Source organism: Ehrlichia minasensis (assembly GCF_004181775.1).
In the GTDB taxonomy this organism is placed as follows: Bacteria; Pseudomonadota; Alphaproteobacteria; order Rickettsiales; family Anaplasmataceae; genus Ehrlichia; species Ehrlichia minasensis.
Genome location: NZ_QOHL01000001.1, coordinates 18,798 through 36,965 on the forward strand (window position 1 = coordinate 18,798; position 18,168 = coordinate 36,965).

Annotated in this window: 17 protein-coding genes; 12 read left to right on the plus strand and 5 right to left on the minus strand. The window is 29.7% G+C overall.

The window, feature by feature from the left end; translation table 11 throughout:
• Positions 1-153 precede the first annotated feature (153 nt).
• The 3 genes from DRF75_RS00155 to rpmH all read right to left on the minus strand — a co-directional run bounded on the left by DRF75_RS00155 (position 154) and on the right by rpmH (position 2,022).
• The gene (locus tag DRF75_RS00155) at positions 154-1,467 is read right to left on the minus strand and encodes an alanine/glycine:cation symporter family protein (protein WP_129992464.1); all 1,314 of its coding nucleotides are present in this window, start codon (positions 1,465-1,467) and stop codon (positions 154-156) included.
• A gap of 70 nt (positions 1,468-1,537) precedes the next feature.
• Positions 1,538-1,897 (minus strand): ribonuclease P protein component, encoded by a 360-nt coding sequence (rnpA, locus tag DRF75_RS00160; protein WP_045171308.1) that lies wholly within the window; start codon positions 1,895-1,897, stop codon positions 1,538-1,540.
• Complete coding sequence (gene rpmH / locus DRF75_RS00165) at positions 1,888-2,022, minus strand: 50S ribosomal protein L34 (protein ID WP_082020014.1); 135 nt, start codon at positions 2,020-2,022, stop codon at positions 1,888-1,890. The genes rnpA and rpmH overlap by 10 nt, the downstream gene beginning before the upstream one ends.
• Before the next feature lie 295 nt (positions 2,023-2,317).
• Here rpmH and DRF75_RS00170 point away from each other — a divergent pair, with 295 nt between their 5' ends.
• The 5 genes from DRF75_RS00170 (at position 2,318) to pstB (ending at position 6,633) form a co-directional block, all read left to right on the plus strand.
• Positions 2,318-3,199: a 4-hydroxybenzoate octaprenyltransferase gene (locus DRF75_RS00170; RefSeq protein WP_129992465.1), complete on the plus strand. Its 882-nt coding sequence runs from the start codon at positions 2,318-2,320 to the stop codon at positions 3,197-3,199.
• 467 nt (positions 3,200-3,666) lie between these two features.
• Positions 3,667-4,521, plus strand: a complete 855-nt coding sequence (gene ubiA / locus DRF75_RS00175; RefSeq protein ID WP_235424731.1) for a 4-hydroxybenzoate octaprenyltransferase — start codon at positions 3,667-3,669, stop codon at positions 4,519-4,521.
• 49 nt (positions 4,522-4,570) lie between these two features.
• On the plus strand, positions 4,571-5,059 hold the full coding sequence (locus DRF75_RS00180; protein WP_045171305.1) for a flavin reductase family protein: 489 nt from the start codon (positions 4,571-4,573) through the stop codon (positions 5,057-5,059).
• A complete protein-coding gene (dapB, locus tag DRF75_RS00185; protein WP_045171304.1) occupies positions 5,056-5,856 on the plus strand; it encodes a 4-hydroxy-tetrahydrodipicolinate reductase in 801 nt (266 codons plus the stop codon). Before DRF75_RS00180 ends, dapB begins: the two co-directional genes overlap by 4 nt.
• A gap of 15 nt (positions 5,857-5,871) precedes the next feature.
• The gene (gene pstB / locus DRF75_RS00190; protein ID WP_045171303.1) at positions 5,872-6,633 is read left to right on the plus strand and encodes a phosphate ABC transporter ATP-binding protein PstB; all 762 of its coding nucleotides are present in this window, start codon (positions 5,872-5,874) and stop codon (positions 6,631-6,633) included.
• A 1,088-nt stretch (positions 6,634-7,721) separates the two neighbouring features.
• Here pstB and tgt read toward each other — a convergent pair.
• A complete protein-coding gene (gene tgt / locus DRF75_RS00195) occupies positions 7,722-8,912 on the minus strand; it encodes a tRNA guanosine(34) transglycosylase Tgt (RefSeq protein ID WP_045171302.1) in 1,191 nt (396 codons plus the stop codon).
• A 142-nt stretch (positions 8,913-9,054) separates the two neighbouring features.
• Here tgt and rpmF point away from each other — a divergent pair, with 142 nt between their 5' ends.
• The 4 genes from rpmF to DRF75_RS05170 all read left to right on the plus strand — a co-directional run bounded on the left by rpmF (position 9,055) and on the right by DRF75_RS05170 (position 11,583).
• Positions 9,055-9,240: a 50S ribosomal protein L32 gene (gene rpmF, locus DRF75_RS00200; RefSeq protein WP_045171301.1), complete on the plus strand. Its 186-nt coding sequence runs from the start codon at positions 9,055-9,057 to the stop codon at positions 9,238-9,240.
• A gap of 28 nt (positions 9,241-9,268) precedes the next feature.
• Positions 9,269-10,282, plus strand: coding sequence for a phosphate acyltransferase PlsX (gene plsX / locus DRF75_RS00205; protein ID WP_082020013.1), 1,014 nt, complete (start codon positions 9,269-9,271; stop codon positions 10,280-10,282).
• Between the two features lie 12 nt (positions 10,283-10,294).
• Positions 10,295-11,254 (plus strand): beta-ketoacyl-ACP synthase III, encoded by a 960-nt coding sequence (locus DRF75_RS00210; RefSeq protein WP_045171300.1) that lies wholly within the window; start codon positions 10,295-10,297, stop codon positions 11,252-11,254.
• A 203-nt stretch (positions 11,255-11,457) separates the two neighbouring features.
• Positions 11,458-11,583 (plus strand): hypothetical protein, encoded by a 126-nt coding sequence (locus tag DRF75_RS05170; protein WP_276318941.1) that lies wholly within the window; start codon positions 11,458-11,460, stop codon positions 11,581-11,583.
• Between the two features lie 628 nt (positions 11,584-12,211).
• Here the strand turns inward: DRF75_RS05170 and DRF75_RS00215 are convergent.
• The gene (locus DRF75_RS00215; protein WP_045171299.1) at positions 12,212-12,631 is read right to left on the minus strand and encodes a nucleoside deaminase; all 420 of its coding nucleotides are present in this window, start codon (positions 12,629-12,631) and stop codon (positions 12,212-12,214) included.
• Positions 12,632-12,775: 144 nt separating this feature from the next.
• Between DRF75_RS00215 and DRF75_RS00220 the strand changes: the two genes are divergently transcribed.
• The 3 genes from DRF75_RS00220 (at position 12,776) to DRF75_RS00230 (ending at position 17,853) form a co-directional block, all read left to right on the plus strand.
• Complete coding sequence (locus DRF75_RS00220) at positions 12,776-13,201, plus strand: hypothetical protein (RefSeq protein ID WP_045171298.1); 426 nt, start codon at positions 12,776-12,778, stop codon at positions 13,199-13,201.
• 1,290 nt (positions 13,202-14,491) lie between these two features.
• Positions 14,492-15,952 carry a replicative DNA helicase gene (locus DRF75_RS00225; RefSeq protein ID WP_045171339.1) on the plus strand — a complete coding sequence of 487 codons (1,461 nt, stop codon included), beginning with the start codon at positions 14,492-14,494 and terminating at the stop codon, positions 15,950-15,952.
• Positions 15,953-16,791: 839 nt separating this feature from the next.
• Complete coding sequence (locus tag DRF75_RS00230; RefSeq protein WP_045171297.1) at positions 16,792-17,853, plus strand: FAD-dependent oxidoreductase; 1,062 nt, start codon at positions 16,792-16,794, stop codon at positions 17,851-17,853.
• The last annotated feature ends 315 nt before the right edge of the window (positions 17,854-18,168 follow it).

The window sequence follows — 18,168 nt, forward strand, 5'->3', positions numbered from 1 at the left end:
GATAAGATATTTACTGACATGATATGAAATATGTTGTTCGGAAAATTTTTATGATTTTTGCAATATTTTATTAAGTAGTTTTGTTTTAGCTTAGGTGCTGTGTTAGTAAAATATAAATAAAGAGGCCTGTAAAGCCCCTTTTTAGATTGTATTTTAATTGGTACTACATTTAAATATGTTCTTATATTTTGGTAGCAATATTAATATGGCAATTGTGTTGCTGATTAGTATGAGTGATATTGAAATATCAGCTATGTCCCACAGAAATTGCACTTTTCCTAATGCACCTATTGGTATGATTATAGTGTATAAAATTTTCCAAATTTTAATACATAAACTGTCTTTTCCACCTGTGATGCAATATAGAGTGTTTTTAGCACAAATAAACCAAGTGAAGATAGTTGTAAATGAAAAACAAAACATAATAGCTATAATAATATAGTTTATGTATTTAGCATCAAAGGCAGATTTAAATGCAGCAATGCACATGTTTGTACTTTCAAGAGGTCCAAGCCATGTATTGGTAACTAGTATTACAAGAGTTGTAACTAATGTTACAATAACTACTATAAATGGTGAGATTAAAGAAATGAGACTTTGGTTTATATTGAAGTTTTTGCTATTGCTGTTTATAGAAGAATGAACCATGCCCTCTAGTCCTAATCCTATATCTGTTGCGAATATACCTCTAAAAGTTCCAACTTGAATTATATGAAATGTTTCTAATATGAATGCTCCTATCATTCCTGATTTGAAACTTTCAAAGGTTAGGAAATTAGAAAACATTAATTTTATAGAAGGTATAATATTTTCACTGAATTTATACAGTACAAAAGATGATAGTATGATATACGCTATAGCCATTGCTGGAACAAGCCTTGAAATTAATGCTGAAATAATATCTAGTCTTAATGTTGTAACAGCAAAAAACATAAGACACATGAATAACCCTGCTATTACTGGAGGTTTATTAATTAACTCCATTGGTATTGATAGAGAATTAACTTGTACAAAATTACCTATTGCAATTGAAGATATTAGCATGAGTATAGTAAAAACTATTACAGCTTTGTTTGTATTGAATGCATTTTTAAAATATACAGCCGGTCCTCCAATATACTGCTTGTTGACTTTGACACGTGTTGCTATGCTTAAATAACAAGTTGTATATTTTATAATTGCGCATAGTGTTACTATAATTATCAGCCATATAGCAAATCCTGGGCCTCCTGACTTTAATGCAACTGCTGTACCTGAAATATTTCCAACTCCTAAATTTCCTCCTATTATTGTACATAGTGCAGCGATAGAAAAAGACTTATCACGGTATTTCTTCATTGTGATAAGTGAAATTGCACTTGGAAGTTTTGTAATTTGTAAAAATCTGGATTTTATTGATAAATAGATTCCAGTAAATAACAGTAAAAATACTGCTGGGAAAGATAACACTAAATTTAAAAGGTCCATATAACCTCATACAAGTTAAACTGGAAAACTAACAAAAATTGGCAAGTACTTAATTTATAGCAAAGTTTTGTTAAGAGTATAAACGTGCAGTGCTTAGATAACGTACTAACCTCAATGACATTTCTTTAAAACTAACTTTTGGTGTGTACCTATTGCCAATTAATATATAATAATACTCTTTACTAGCATGCTTAGCGAGAACATCCCTTGCTAGGATACGAAAACGCCTTTTAACCTTATTACGTACAACAGCTTTACCAACTTTCTTACTTACTGTAAAACCAACTCTAATAGTACCATCTGCTGGAGCTCCATATGGTTCTTTAACTACTTGTAAAAATAAACCAAAACCTCCTATAAAAGTACCATTATTTCTTGCAAACAAAAAACATTTTCTCTTCTTTAACGTAGTTACACCTTTTAAGCGCATAAAACACGACGACCTTGAGCACGCCTGCGATTTAAAATCCTTCTTCCCATTTTTGTTGCCATCCTTGATCTGAAGCCGTGCCTACGTTTTCGTACAATCCTACTAGGCTGAAAAGTTCCTTTCATTTTAGAATTTCCATTATAGTATTAAATTTACTTCTAGGCTACATGGTGTTGTTTCATTTGTCAAGAAAGATATAGAGCATTTTTATTGTGTAGAAATTATATATTCTTATTGGCTAGTCTAATTCTGAAATATTATGGATTATTGGTATTATAGTTGATATATAAAGGTATGAAGTAAGTGGTTTTAAATGTTGGATGTTATAAACTTAATTTTATTTGTAGAGTAATAGTTGTGGTATATAATACTCGTGTTTTCTGAAAATTTTGTGTATCTGGTTGATGTTGTGGGGATATTATGTTGTGTAAATTGAAGAATATTGTACCTAATTTTGAGAAGTACATTGAGTTGTTAGGGCTACATATGGTAGAAACATTTTTTCTAGCGTTATTTCCTGGTTTAGCTAGCGTAGTTTTAGTATCTCATGATGCATTGAGTGCATGTTGGTACATGTTTTTATGTATTGTAGGAACAAATATTGTGAAACCTGCTGGTTGTATAATAAATTGTATTTGTGATAGAGAAATAGATGCAAAAGTAAAAAGAACAAAAAATAGACCATTAGCGGATAAGAGCTTAACTGTTGTTCAAGCATTAAAAGTACTAGTAGTTCTTTTATTGTGTTCATGTATGTTGCTTTTGTTTACTAATATGTATACTGTTAAACTGAGTATTATAACGATGGTATTGATTGTTTTATATCCATTGTCTAAAAGATTTTTTGCATGGCCACAATTCTTACTTGGGCTAGTCTTTAATTCTGGAGCATTGCTTGTGTGTAGTATGATTACTGGACGTCTAACATTAAGTTGTATATTGCTTTACATAGGGTGTATTTTTTGGACAGTGGGTTATGATACTATATACGCTGCACAAGATAGGGAATGTGATATCAAGTTGGGTTTGAATTCTACTGCATTAAGATTTGGTAATGATATTAGGCTATGGGTTGGCAGGGTGTATACTATTGCCATTATAATGTGGACATCTTCTGGTATAGTTGCTATGTTGCATCCTATTTTTTATATAGCAATTTTGATGATTGCTATTGTTTTTTATTATCAGTATAAAAAATCAGATTTTGATGACTCAGAAAAATGTATGTATATGTTTAACATTAATGCGTATGTAGGGTTGATTTTATTTGTAGGTACTCTGCTTGGTAGAGTAGTAAGGTAATTTAGACAATGCTTTAATTAATATGTAAAATAATTTAAGCTGATAATATTTTTAGTATAATTATATGCTTTAACTTATTAATATTATTTAAAGCTGAACCTTTGTTAAGTATATACATAATATTACAAACCTCATTTTTGAAACCTATATATAATTTGAGGAGTCATGAGTTAATATTATTACCTCTATATTATGCTATATGATGTTGTTTCATTTGTTAGAGTTGAGTGTTTTTTATTGTATAGAAATTTGTGTATTTAATTGTTGTCTAATGTAATTCTAAAATTACAAGAGATGAATATTCTATTTGATATCTGAAAAGTGAAGCAAGTGGTCATTGTATATTGTTATGTTGTAAACTTATTTTATTTATTATGTGTAATAGTGTGAATATAATGCTCCGTTTTCTAAAATTATGTATCTGATTGATGTTTGGGGGATATATGTTATATAAATTGAAAAATCTTATGTCTAATTTCGAGAAATATAGTTCATTATTGAGGTTACATAGTGTAGAAATAATTTTTTTAGCAATGTTTCCTGCTTTAGCTAGTGTAGCTTTAGTATCTAGTAGTGTATGGAGTGCTTGTGGTTACATGATTATATGTATTATAGGTGCATTTATTATGAGACCTGCTGGATGCATAATAAATGATATTTTTGATAGAGAAATAGATTCAAAAGTGAAGCGGACAAAGAATAGACCATTGGCATGTGGTAGTTTGAATGTTGTACAAGCATTAAAAGTATTAGGAGTTCTCTTGGCATGTGCATGCGTATTGCTTACTTTCACTAACATGTATACCGTTAAACTTAGTATTATATCAGTGATATTGATCGTTTTGTATCCATTGTCTAAAAGGTTTTTTACTTGGCCGCAATTGTTACTTGGGTTAGTTTTTAATGCTGGAGTATTACTTGGTTGTACTATGACTGTTGGACATTTAACATTAAGTGCTGTACTGCTTTATGTAGGATGTATTTTTTGGACGGTAGGTTATGATACTGTGTATGCTGCACAAGATAAAGAGGATGATATTAAATTGGGTATGCAATCTACTGCAATAAGGTTTGGTAATGATATTAGATTATGGGTTGGGAGATTATATATAATTGCTGTTACGATGTGGATGTCTGCTGGTATAATTTCTATGTTACATCCTATTTTTTATTTGGCAATTCTAGTAATTGGGGCTATTTTTTACTATCAGTATAGGAAATTAGATTTTGACAACCCAGAAAAATGTATGTATATGTTTAAAATGAATATATGTGTAGGCTTCGTTTTATTTGTAGGCACTGTCCTTGGTAAGGTAATTTAGCAGTTTAAAGTAGTGCTGTAATGTGTGGTAAGTAAATTTGAATAACGTGATGTGTGGTATTGCTAAGACTTATATAAAGTCTTGTTTAAGTGAATTTGTTACTGGTATAACAATTGTTACTACTGTAAGTGAAAGTGGTAGTATGCACGGTATTACAGTTAATTCATTTAATTCTGTTTCTTTAGTGCCACCTATGGTATTGTTTTCAATTGAAAAGTCTGCTTCTAGGTTTAAAATATTTCATTCGTGTTCAAGGTTTATTGTTAATGTATTGAGCGAGAAGCAAAAAGATGTGTCTAAAAGTTTTGCAGAACGTGATGTACAGAATTGGGGAGATTTTAGTAGTAGTATTATAGATGGTGTTCCAGTTATTGATGGTGTAATGTCATATATATATTGCACTAAAAAACATGTATATGATGGTGGAGATCATAAGATTATAGTTGGTGAAGTTATAGATTGTTCAAAGCTAAATAATGATGACGGACCATTGGTATACTATAAAGGTAAATATATGATAGTAGGAGGTATGCTATGACGAAAGTAAATATAGGAATAGTTGGTTGTTTAGGTAAGCAAGGGAAACGCTTGGTTACTGAGATATCAGCAAGTCCTAATGCTCAGGTGAGTGCAGGTCTTGTTCGTTCAGGTAATCCACACGTTGGGCAAGTTTTAGGGGAAATTGTAGGATGTAATTGTTCTGCTAAGGTTACTGATTCTTTAGAACATCTTTTTGAAGTTTCAGATATAGTTGTAGAATTTACTAACGCTGAAACATTGTTAGAATGTATTAAAATGGCTGAAGAGAAGAGAACGCCTTTGTTGAGTGGTACTACTAGTCCAGCTGCTACTGAGATGGTTTTTGAGGATTATATAAAAAATATACCATTTTTATGGACTTCGAATGTGAGTTTTGGTGTTAATGTACTAGTGAAGTTAGTAGAAGAAGCTGCGAGAAAACTATTTGATTATGATATTGAAGTATGTGAGATGCACCATAGGTATAAAAAGGATTCTCCATCTGGTACATCTTTAATTTTAGGAAGAGCTGCAGCTAAGGGAAGAAACGTTCAATTTAAAATGGCACAGTATATACGTGGAACTCCACAAGAAGCTAGACAAGATGTTAACACTATTGGTTACGCTGTATCTAGAGGAGGAGCTGATTTGAGTGAACATAGAATTATATTTGTGAGTGATGAAGAAATGATAGACTTTAATCATAGAACATTAAATAAAAATCTCTATGCAAAAGGAGCATTAAAAGCAGCATTGTGGTTAGTAAAACAACCTCCTGGAGTATATACAATGTCAGATATGATGGCTGCAGAATAATTAGGATGGGGATATATGTCACAACAAATTCATGCTTCAGCAAGGAACTTAAATTTATGGTATGATACTAACCAAATTTTACATGATATAAATTTAAATATATATAAAAGAGAAGTTACAGCTTTTATAGGTCCTTCAGGGTGTGGAAAATCTACTTTCTTAAGATGTTTCAATCGTATGAATGATTTTATATCTAATTGTAAAATCAAAGGTAGCTTAAATGTTGATGACATATGTATTTACTCTGTTAATACAAATGTGGTTCTTCTACGTGCAAAGGTTGGTATGGTTTTTCAAAAGCCTAATCCGTTCCCTAAATCTATATATGATAATGTTGCTTATGGGCCAAAACTACATGGGTTAGCTAAAAATAAAAAAAAGTTAGATGAAATTGTAAAAAGAAGCTTAACAAGTGTTGGTTTATGGGAAGAGTTATGTGATAGATTGAAAGATAATGCTTTTGAATTATCAGGTGGTCAACAACAGCGTTTATGTATAGCACGTGCTATTGCAGTAAGGCCAACAATGTTGCTGATGGATGAACCATGTTCTGCTCTTGATCCTGTTGCTACAAATGTAATTGAGAATTTAATACAAAATTTAAAAAAGCATTTTACTATTATTGTAGTTACTCATTCTATGAAACAGGCGAAAAAAATATCTGATAGGGTAGCAGTGTTTGATTCTGGAAGAGTAGTTGAATACAATACTACTCAAGAGATTTTTGAAAATCCACAATCAAGTAAAACACAGAGGTATATAGTAGATCAGTTGTAACTATTTTTATGTTGTGAATTATTATGACTTACTGGTACTGACTGTAAAAGATATTTGAATGTAGATTTCAGTAAAGTGAAATATTAAAAATATGTAGTAAATTATTGTAGTTGTTTTTCTATTGAGTGTTGATTTAAGCTTATTTGTATTTTATGAAAGCATTTGATAAGTTTATAATACTGTAAACAGTTTTACTTTAATGCCTTAAATAAGCTTTTGAAATTTTTAGTCACATAAAAAGTGTTAGAAAGTGAATCAGTTGTGTTGATAGAGCATTATTTATTAGTTATTTTCTGAGTTATGGAAAAACAAGAGGCATGTTCTATGAAGTGAATTTTGCAAAAATATTTATAACAAAAGTATATGTATGGTATATGGCATTTGTGGTAAATTTTGTAGTGAATTGACTATGTTGTGTATTATAATTTTTGGAAAAATAATTACTCGTCATGCTACTCAATGTATTATATAAAGTAAGCTTATAGATTCTTTATATTGATTTTATATTGAGATACTTTTGTATTCATTACTTTATGAGTTGCTAGGAACATATACTTAAATGAATTTTGCAAAATATTTATAACAGGAGTATAAATGTGGTATATGGTATTTGTAGTAAATTTTTTGGTAGATTAACTATCTTCTGTATATAATTTTTTGAAAAATGATAAGTCATGATGCTACTCAATAAACTGCACAAATCAAGCTTATAAATTCGTTACATTCTTCTATGTTGAAGTGCTTTTATATTCATTATTGCTGTAGAGCGATATAACTTCAGCAGGTATATAAACAACCATAAATGTGTGTGTGTCAGGTTTCTAAATTGTTACTTGTGGTATGCGTATACTATAATCTAAAATGTTGTTGTAGCATAATAATCTAAATATTATTGTTCCTGTATTGTATTAATTTATATTTTTGTGTGCTTTTGGTATTTGATTTTTAGTTTAATGTGTGATTGTCTAAATTTATAGTTTATATATTAAATTCTATAATCTTAATAAGTAATTGGATTATTATGTAGTTTTTTTGGTTCACATAATTTTATTGCAAGTATTCTATATGTAGTATTAGTATTATAGTTTTTATTGTATAACCCACTGATTTTGTTCTTCTTCTAATGTGTTATTAAGTATGGCTTTTCTGATAGATTGCATTAAATTATTCATAAAATATATGTTGTGTATGGTAATTAAACTATAAGCTAATAATTCTTGTGCTTTCAGAAGATGGTGTATGTACCCTCTTGAATGATTACAACATGTAAAACATGAACAATCTGATTCTATTGGATTTGTATCTATTTTGAATCTTTGGTTTCTAAGATTGATATATTCTTTGGTAGGTGCTTCTTCTTTTCTATACTTTGGTTTTACTAGTGCTCCACCATGTCTAGCTATTCTTGTCGGGTATACACAATCAAAAGTGTCAATTCCTGATTTTACTCCTTGAAATATGTCATCAATATTACCTATTCCTAGTAGATGTATAGGGCGGTTTCTATCTAATTTGCTTGTTGTTAATGAAACAATGTCATACATCTGTTGTTTACATGCTCCTAATGATCCACCGATTGCATGTCCAAAAAATGGTATGTCATTTATAAAATTACAGCTGTTAATTCTGAGATCTTCATAAACTCCACCTTGAATTATTCCATATAATGCTTGAGAGTTATCATTGTTTTTTTTAAATTGTTCTATGCACCTAACTGCCCATCTGTGACTCATATTCATTGAATCCTTAGTGTATTTATAACTAATATGAAATGGTGTACATTCATCTAATACAACAATGAGATCTGCTCCTAGTTTTTGTTGAATCTGTATAGATTTTTCTGGTGTTAAATGGTATAAATTACCATTGATATAGGATTTAAAAACAGCACCTTCTTCATTAATAGATACTAGAGTTCTTGATCCGTAACTTCTGCCTGCATTTTTAATTTCATGTGATACTGAACCATGTCCTAAACTAAATATTTGATATCCACCTGAATCTGTCAGCATTGGTTTGTTCCAGCCAGTGATTTTATGTAATCCACCTAATTTTTCAATAGTATCTGCACCAGGTTGTAACATTAAGTGATAAGTATTAGATAATATAATTTGTGTGCCTGATTCTTTGATTTTTGATATATCAACAGATTTAATAGCTCCTTTTGTAGCGCAGAATATAAAAGCTGGTGTATTAATTGTACCATGTGGAGTCAGTATTGTACCTACTCTTGCATTATTGTATTGGTGTGTAATTTTGAAATCGAAGTTTTTGTACATAGGTAATCAAGAAATTCAATATTTAATGGTAATATTTAAATTGTTTTCTAAATTTTTGCTAGGTATTAGTTGAAAAATATTGCTAATTTATATGTTTTCAATGATAATGTAAGCTGGTGTTTTTAATTTTGGAGTTATATTAATGGCTGTACCAAAGAGAAAGAAGTCAAAATCACGTCGTAATATGCACCGTTCTCATTGTAGATTAAAAATTCCTAATATTGGCATTGATAAGACAACAGGAGAATATAAGTTGTCTCACCACATATGTTTAGGTGGATATTACAATGAGAAACAGATATTAGAAGTGGATGCTAGTGGTGCATAATAATGGTATTGTTATTGGGAAGTATTGAGTGAGCATAATATCAATTGCAGTGGATGCTATGGGTGGTGATTTTGCACCTGAAGTAGTAATAAGTGGTTTAGATTTTGCATTAACAAATTTATTAGATAATAAAGATGTTTCTTTTAACATATATGGACAAGAACGCAAAGTGTTGCCTGTGTTAGATAAATATAAGAATGTTAAAGAACATAGTTTATTTATTGATACTCCAGATATAGTATTAGCGAATGATAAGCCATCTTTTGCTTTAAGGAAACGTAAGTCTTCTAGTATGTGGTGTGCAATTGAGAGTATAAAGAATGGTATAACATCTGGTGTTGTGTCTTCTGGTAATACAGGGGCATTAATGGCTATTTCATGTTTTGTATTAGGTACTCTACCTAATATAAAACGTCCTGCTATCTGTTGTGCACTTCCTTCTAAGTGTGACCGTTATTTTGTAATATTAGATTTGGGTGCTAATGTTGATTGTGGTGCCAATTCTTTATTTCAATTTGCAATTATGGGTAATGCTTTTGCAAAAGCTGTGTTAAATATTGCTAATCCTGAAGTAGCATTGTTAAATGTTGGAGAAGAGGAAGTTAAAGGCACAGATGTTATACGTGAAGCATTTTTGTTGTTAAAACAGGCTGAAAACAAGATAAATTTTTGTGGGTATATTGAACCTATTAATATGTTTGGTGGTGAAGTTGATGTTGTTGTTACAGATGGGTTTTGTGGAAATGTTGTATTGAAGGTAGCTGAATCTATTGCATATATTTTTAAGTCAGTCTTTGAAAAATCTGTTTATAGTTCTATAATAACTAAAATTGCAGGACTATTATTAAAGTCTAGTATGAAAAAAAATTTCATGAAATTTAATCCTAAAATTTATAATGGTGCTATGTTAGTAGGATTAAATGGTATTGTAGTAAAAAGTCATGGAAATGCTGATAAAATAGCTTTTGCTCATGCTGTAAAAGTAGCTGTAAATGCTGCACGTAATGATATCAATGCTAAAATTATACATGAATTAGGGTAATGTTGGTTATAGATGAAAGGATCTATCATATTAGGGATTGGCTCATATTTGCCTAAGAAAGTAGTAACAAATGATGAGCTTGCTCTAACTGTTGAAACTAGTGATGAATGGATAGTAAAGAGGACTGGTATAAAACAACGGCATATTGCTGAAGATAATGAAATGACATCTGATATGGCAGCAAGTGCAGCTAAGTTAGCTTTAGATGATGCTAGTATTGATAAAAATGAGATTGATTTAATTGTTGTTGCAACTACTACTCCAGATAGGACTTTCCCTAGTTGTGCTACTATAGTGCAGTCGAAATTAGGATGTAAAAATGCATTTGCTTTTGATATTCAAGCAGTTTGTTCTGGTTTTATATATGCTGTGTCTATTGCTGATAATTTTATTAAATCTGGCCAGGTAAGAACAGTTTTAGTGATAGGAGCTGAGATTATGTCTAGAATTTTAGATTGGCAAGATAGGTCTACTTGTGTATTGTTTGGTGATGGGGCAGGTGCAATAGTTTTAAGTAATAGTACTGAAGGTGATAGTGGTATTATATCAACTAATTTACATTCTGATGGAACTTTTCATGATTTGTTGTACACCAGTGGTGGTACGGCATATAATGGTATTGCTGGTACTATATGCATGAGTGGTACTGTTGTATTTGAACATGCAATTGAAAAATTGAGTGCTTCTATACTTGAAATTTTGAGCCAAAATAATTTAGAAATATGTAATGTTGATTGGTTCATTTTGCATCAGGCTAATATACGTATTATTGAGTTAGTAGCACGTAGATTGAAAATACCTTATGAGAAAATGATTGTGAGCATTGCTCAGCATGCTAATACTTCTGCGGCATCAATTCCTTTGGCGTTATCTTATGCGAGAAATTCTGGAAAATTAAAAAAACATGATGTTGCTGTATTAGCAGCGATAGGTGGTGGTTTGACTTGGGGTGCATGTTTAGTGCGTATTTAGGTTTATACATTGGCTGAATAATAAGTATGATGTTACATGTTGATTCCTTAGTACTGTATTGTAAAAAAAGTCATATAGAACAAAAAACTTGATATTACTGTATTAGCAAGTCGCAGATATTGTTTTATTTCATAGTTTTGATCCTATAGGTATTCTGATGTATATGAGTATAACTACTAAAGCTATACTCTTCAAAATATTGCTTGAGTAAGCGCGATGTTGCTGTATTAGCAGCAATGGGTGGTGGTTTGACTTTGGATGCATGTTTAGTGCATATTTTAGTGTATTCATTATATGACATGAGTATGTTGTTACATCTACAGTATTAGTTTCTTAGTGCTATTATGTGTTAAATAGGTAAATCATCTAAGTATGATGTGAAAAATTATGTTAGGTAAAACAATTTAATATTGCTGAGTAGTAATAAGTGAATATTGTGTCCTTAGGTTACATATTTGTATGTAGAGTTTAGCGTGTATTGTGTGAGTAAGTGTACTAACATGTTTGCAGTATTATTTATTAGTACTATAAGTGAAAAGATCATGTAAAATGTAAGCATAGCAATGTTTATTATTTGACTTGTGTGCATGTTTAAATGTATTTGACAGTTTTATGTGCGATATGTATTTTGATATGAATGATGTATCATCTATTTTAAATTATACAGTGCAAAAAGCTGTGTGAAGTTAGAAAGGTGTTATATTGCTTATCAACAAAATGGATTGTAGTTCTAGTTAATGTACTTTCAGTGTGTTAATTATTTAAATGCTAGTATGTAGTGTGGTGGGTTAGTGTCTTTTATCATGTTACTTCTATTTGGATTTTAGTATGATGTGAAGGATTTGTTAGATTGGTAGTAGGTTTTGTATCTTTATGTAAATTTGGCATTGTATCTTTATCTATGATAATACTGGGTTATGAAAATTATAACTTTTATTTAATATTGTGTAGAGGTTGCTATTTCCTTAGTTTTTTAAAAAAATCTGTTATCAGTTTTATGTTTTCATTTTCTAGTATTCCTCCATATGTTTCTGGTATGTGATGGCAAAACTGAAAGATTCTAGCTCCATTTTCAATAGCTCCGTATTTTTTATTGTAAGCTCCAAAGTATAATCTTCGTATCTTAGCAAATGATATTGCTTGTGCACACATTGCACATGGTTCTAAAGTTACATATATATCGCATTGATCTAATATTTGTGAGGATAGTGTTTTACATGCTTCTCTTATAGTTAAAATTTCTGCATGGGCTGTTGGATCTATATTTTGTATATTTGAGTTGTTGGAAGAAGATATTACTTTATCATTATGTACTATCACTGCTCCTACTGGTACTTCTGATAAATCTTCTTGTGCTTTTGAAATAGCTAATTTCATGTATGTATAGTTAAACACTATTTTATATTTTAGTAAAAATAATATTATATATTATACAAAATATTGTTTTAGTATAGTAAAGATGGAGTTACTATTTTAGTAAAATTGTGATATAATACAATGTGGGGTTTTTAATATATTTTTATGTATTTTGATGTTCTTATTTCTTTAGTCATAGCTTTGGGTGCTTTAGGTATTTGTATAGCACTGTTTAGTTTGTATAAGAATTATATACATGAGAATATTTTAAAGATATTTGTTGATAATGATTGCGAAGAACAGCTAACAGATGAAGAAAAATATAAAAGGTATATAGAGAAGAAGCAAAAAGAGATTATTAAACATCAGATGTTAGTTAGTGATATTACTAGAGATACTACAGAGTATAAAAGTAATATTAAAATTGTTGAGATTATGCAGCCAATAGGGCATTGGACCAGGTTTGTAATGTCAGAGAAGTTGCAGAGGTTTGCTGGGTTGAAATTTGATAAAGAAGAAACAGGGTTTTGGCAGATGTTTGTAAGTATGAGATCTTTATCTCAAGGAAGATATAAGGGAAGATCTAAATAGTTATTGTATTTTGAAATCTATAAATCCTCACATTATATATATAATAGTTGTGCACTGGTAGTCCATGTCTTGCGTAATTTTATTTCTACTACTTTTGAAATTATAAACTTATTTTTTTGAGTGGTATTCATACAGGGATAGTTAAATAAGTATAGTTAATGTAGTGTTTGTGTATAAGTGATTGGTATATAGAAAAACTTTGTTAAGCATCATCATCTAGTGATAGTCAAGAAAGTGTCATTTTTATACCTGTTGCTATGTGTATTTTATTTTGTCTATTGTAGATGGTGAGTGTAGACACATTGAGTGTAGGCACATTAATATAGAAGTTGCTTTTGGTTTTACGTAATGATGTGTAAAAAACTTTGTTGAGTGATACTATCTTTAATGGTAAGTCAAGAAAGTGTCATTTTTTATACCTGATAGATTGATATATAGATTTTAGTTTTGTCTATTAGAAATAGTATATATAACATTAATGTAATGTTTGTTTTTGTATGATCCTACAGTGTAGAAAAATTTTGTCAATGTGTTGCTATTTTTGATAGTAAATTAAAGAGGTAAGAAATTTGATTTTTGACAGTTGTAGATTTGTAATGTCAATTTTTGTATAGGAGATATAGGAGTAGATACTTTCTTTATATGTTTGGTATTGTGGTAGTACAAATATGTTACTGTGAATGTTTTGTTACATTTACTAATTCCAGTTACCAGTCAAATTTAGTTTTTGTTGTATTATGCTGTTCTATCTTCTGTCTATGCAAAACTTCAATCTGTATATAATATTTGTTATTATTTAGTGCAATAATGTGTGAACAATTTTTAGTACATCTTCTTAGCAACAAGCTTAATAGACAATAGTATTTAATTTTTATTATGAAATCTAAGGAGTAATCTCACATTTTTAATACGAGTATTATTGGTGTGTTGTGACTCTAATGATTATGATATCTATGAAGTGTTTGTTAGTAATTTTAGTAAATCTGTGTATGATATATTATAAAGTTGAATTATGTTGTAAAAATGTTAGGTTTCAATATAGTAAAAGTATTTTGTAAGAGAATACATTGTGAAATTATTATTCAATTTGTGGAATAGAGGCAAAATCATGTAAATTTTATTGGTATGAACTAACTGGTGTTTAATAGTGTAAGTATACTTGGTATTTATGACTGTTCTTAAAATAATAGTAATTGAATTTTTTGGTTTGTTAGTAGGTGTAAGATGTTATAAATAGTGTAAGTTTTTATCTAAATATAATGTTATTACTTTTGAGAGGGTATTTTGGAATTGAAATCGAACACTAGTAAGAACTTTGGCCAGCTAATATCTGAACTTCCTTGTAATATTGAAGCTGAACAGATATTATTAGGATCAATGTTGCGTGACAATAGAATTTGTGATGCAGTTGAAGATATAATAACAAGTGATGTATTTTTTGATACTCTACATCGTCGTATTTTTGAGCAAATAGTCAAAATTAACAAGCGTGGGTTGGTTGCTAATGAAGTTAGTTTGAAAATGTTTTTTGACAATGATGAAGATTTGATTGAATCTGGTGGAGTTGAGTATTTAGCAAAAATTGCAGCAAAAGCTAGTATAATTTTTGATATTAAAAATGTGGCGAATATAGTTGTTGATGCTTATTTGAGAAGATGTCTCATTTCATTTGGTCAGGATTTAATTAGTGGAGCATATAATTATGATGTTGATAATTCTGCAATTTATCAAATAGAAAATGCTGCACAAAAATTGTTTTTGCTTGGTAGTCAAGGAAAGTCTGATAAAACTTATCACCAATTTGCGCTTTTAGTTGCAAATATTAAGAAAAAAATAGAGTTTGCGAAAAATAATGAAGGAGTATTACAGGGTATATCTGTTGGATTTCGTGACCTAGATCAACTGTTAAATGGGTTACAGAAGTCTGATTTGCTGATTTTAGCTGCACGTCCTTCTATGGGGAAAACAGCTTTGGCATTGAATATGGCATTAAATGCATGTAAGATTTTAAGTAATAGTAGTCAATATAACGGTCAGCATATTGGATTTTTTTCATTAGAGATGTCAGCTGAGCAATTAGCTTCTAGAGTGATAGCTATTGAATCTGATGTAAGTTCTTATAAAGCACTGTCTGGAAAGATTAGTGGGGAAGAGCTTAAAAAGGTAATTGATGCCAGTACTAAAGTATGTAATTTACCATTAATCATTGATGATTCGTCTAGCATATCTATTAGTAGTTTAAGAACTAGAATTAGAAGAATGCATCAACTATATAATTTGGAAGCTGTGTTTATAGATTATTTACAATTAGTCAAAGGTACGACTAAACGTAGTGGAGAAAATAGAGTTCAGGAAGTATCAGAGGTGACACAAGGACTTAAGGCTATTGCGAAAGAACTCAATATACCAGTTGTTGCTTTATCTCAGTTGTCTAGGTTAGTTGAACAACGTGATGATAAGAAACCTCAATTGTCTGACTTAAGAGATTCTGGTAGCATAGAGCAAGATGCTGATGTTGTAATGTTTTTGTATAGAGAGGAATATTATGAACTTAGGAAGCAACCAGCTGAGGGTACTGCTAAGCATGTGGAATGGCAAGAAAAAATGAATTCAATAAGTAATGTTGCAGATATACTAATTTCAAAGCAGCGTAATGGTCCAATAGGAAATATTAAATTATTTTTTGAAGCGGAAAAGGGTAGATTTAAAGATTATACATCAAGATATAATCCTGCAGATTTTAATTTGTAAAAGTGTTCGAATGAATGTTTATCTATGTAGTTATGATATTAGTGATGCTTATAAAGTGAAAAATGAATGTCTTGTTAGTTATGTTTAAAAAACGTGGTTAAATATCTTGTTGTGAATTAATAATAGTAGTTACACATAATAATGAAAATAGATATATCTGTTTTATTTATGTAGTTATTATATTAGTAATGTTTACAAAATGAAGAATGAATGTCTATTAATTAATGTTTAAAGCAGTGTAATATTAAGGTTTTATATATGTTTAGGTGTTACATAAGTTATTTTTTGAAGCGGAAAAAGGTAGGTTTAAAAATTATACATCAAAGTATAATCCTGCGGATTTTAATTTGTGAAAATATTCGAAGTTTAAGTATATAAATGTGTAAGTTATCTTGATGTGGTGATAATATTAGCAATGCTTCTGAAAAAAAGATTAATTAAAAAATGAGTGTCTTATTAATTAGTATTGGAACAATATAGTGTCAGCTAGTTGTACTAGATGTATTGTATGCTGTGTAATATGAGTTACGTTAATATTAAGTGATGATGTAGATAAGACGAGTATTTGAGTTACAGGTAAATTTTTTGTCATATAATATATAGTTCGTGTAATATATTGTAGTCTAATATATTAATATTTTTTATTTAAATCAGTATAAGAAGACTTATGATTTAAAACAGTAAAAGCTGATGTATGTGATACTTGATAAAGTAATGTAGTTTTTTATGTAATGTTTTAATGTTTGAATAAGTAAGATTGTGAATGTTGAATTGTCATATTATTTTGCTATGAATATGATATTTGTGTTAAAAAATGTTTATTTAAGTAATTGTTTATCATGAATAAAAAAGCAGGAATTGTAGGTGCAGGGTTAGTAGGTAGGTTATTAGCATTAAGGTTGTTACGTGAAGGTTGGCAGGTTACTTTATTTGATAAATTTGGTAAGAATGACAGAAAAAGTTGTGGTGTTATTGCTGCAGGTATGCTTGCTTTATATTCGGAATCAGAAAAAATGGAGCAAACTATTTTTGACTTAGGTGTAAAGTCATTAAATTTATGGCCAGGAATTCTCAACAGTATATTAGGTGATACTTCTTTTAAGATGCTTGGTAGTCTAATAGTAGCTCATAGAAATGACATATCAGATCTTGAAAGAATGATGATGTTTATAAAAAGAAAGTGCAGTCTTAATGATTTACAAATAATAGATGAAAATAAGTTAAAAGTACTTGAACCTAATCTCTTGTTTCCTTATGGATTGTATTTGCCAGGAGAGGGACAAATTGATACTTCACAACTGTTTTATAATACAACTTGTACTTTAGAACATTACAGTGTTGTTTGGTATGAACATGCTGTTGTTAACGAGATTGTTAGTAGAGTTGTTGTTGTAGGAAATAAAAAATTTAAATTTGACTTTGTGTTTGATTGTAGAGGTATAGGTGCAAAAGATGATTTGCCTAATTTAAGAGGAGTTAGAGGTGAAGTATTGTTATTATATGCTCCACAAGTTAGTTTAAATAGACCAATTAGAATGGTACACCCTAGATACAGTATATATATAGTGCCTAGAAGAGATTCTCAGTTTGTTGTTGGAGCTACTGAAATAGAAAGTTCAGATATGTCTGAAGTTTCAGTGCAGTCCGTATTAGAATTATTGTCAGCAGCTTATTCAGTACATAAGGGTTTTGCTGAAGCAAGAATTATAAATATGTCGAGTAATTGCAGGGCGGCATTTGCTGATAATTTACCTAAAATATATGTTCAAGGTAATTTGATAAGAATTAATGGTTTGTATCGACATGGTTATTTGTTAACTCCATCTTTAATAGAAGAGGTGATATTATTGCTTAATGGAAACTTTAGTAATAGTTCTTCGATTGTTGAGATAATTAATTAGTACAAGATATATATGTAAATGTGTGAAATTTTTAGGAGTGTATATACCTTATATAAAAATTTATGTTATTAATTATAGTTTGAAAACTTGTAACAATGAAATTTCTAGGTACCTAAGTTTTATGCTTGTTGTTTCATATATTTAGCATTGTTGGATATAATAAATCTTGGATTAATTATCAGTATAGTTTTATTTAGATTTTACTAATCTATTATCTATAAAACTTCATAGTTTAAATAGTGGTTCATGTTTGGTAGCTATTATATGTATTCATTAAGATTAATAAGTATACTGTGCGGTGTTATTTTGTTGATA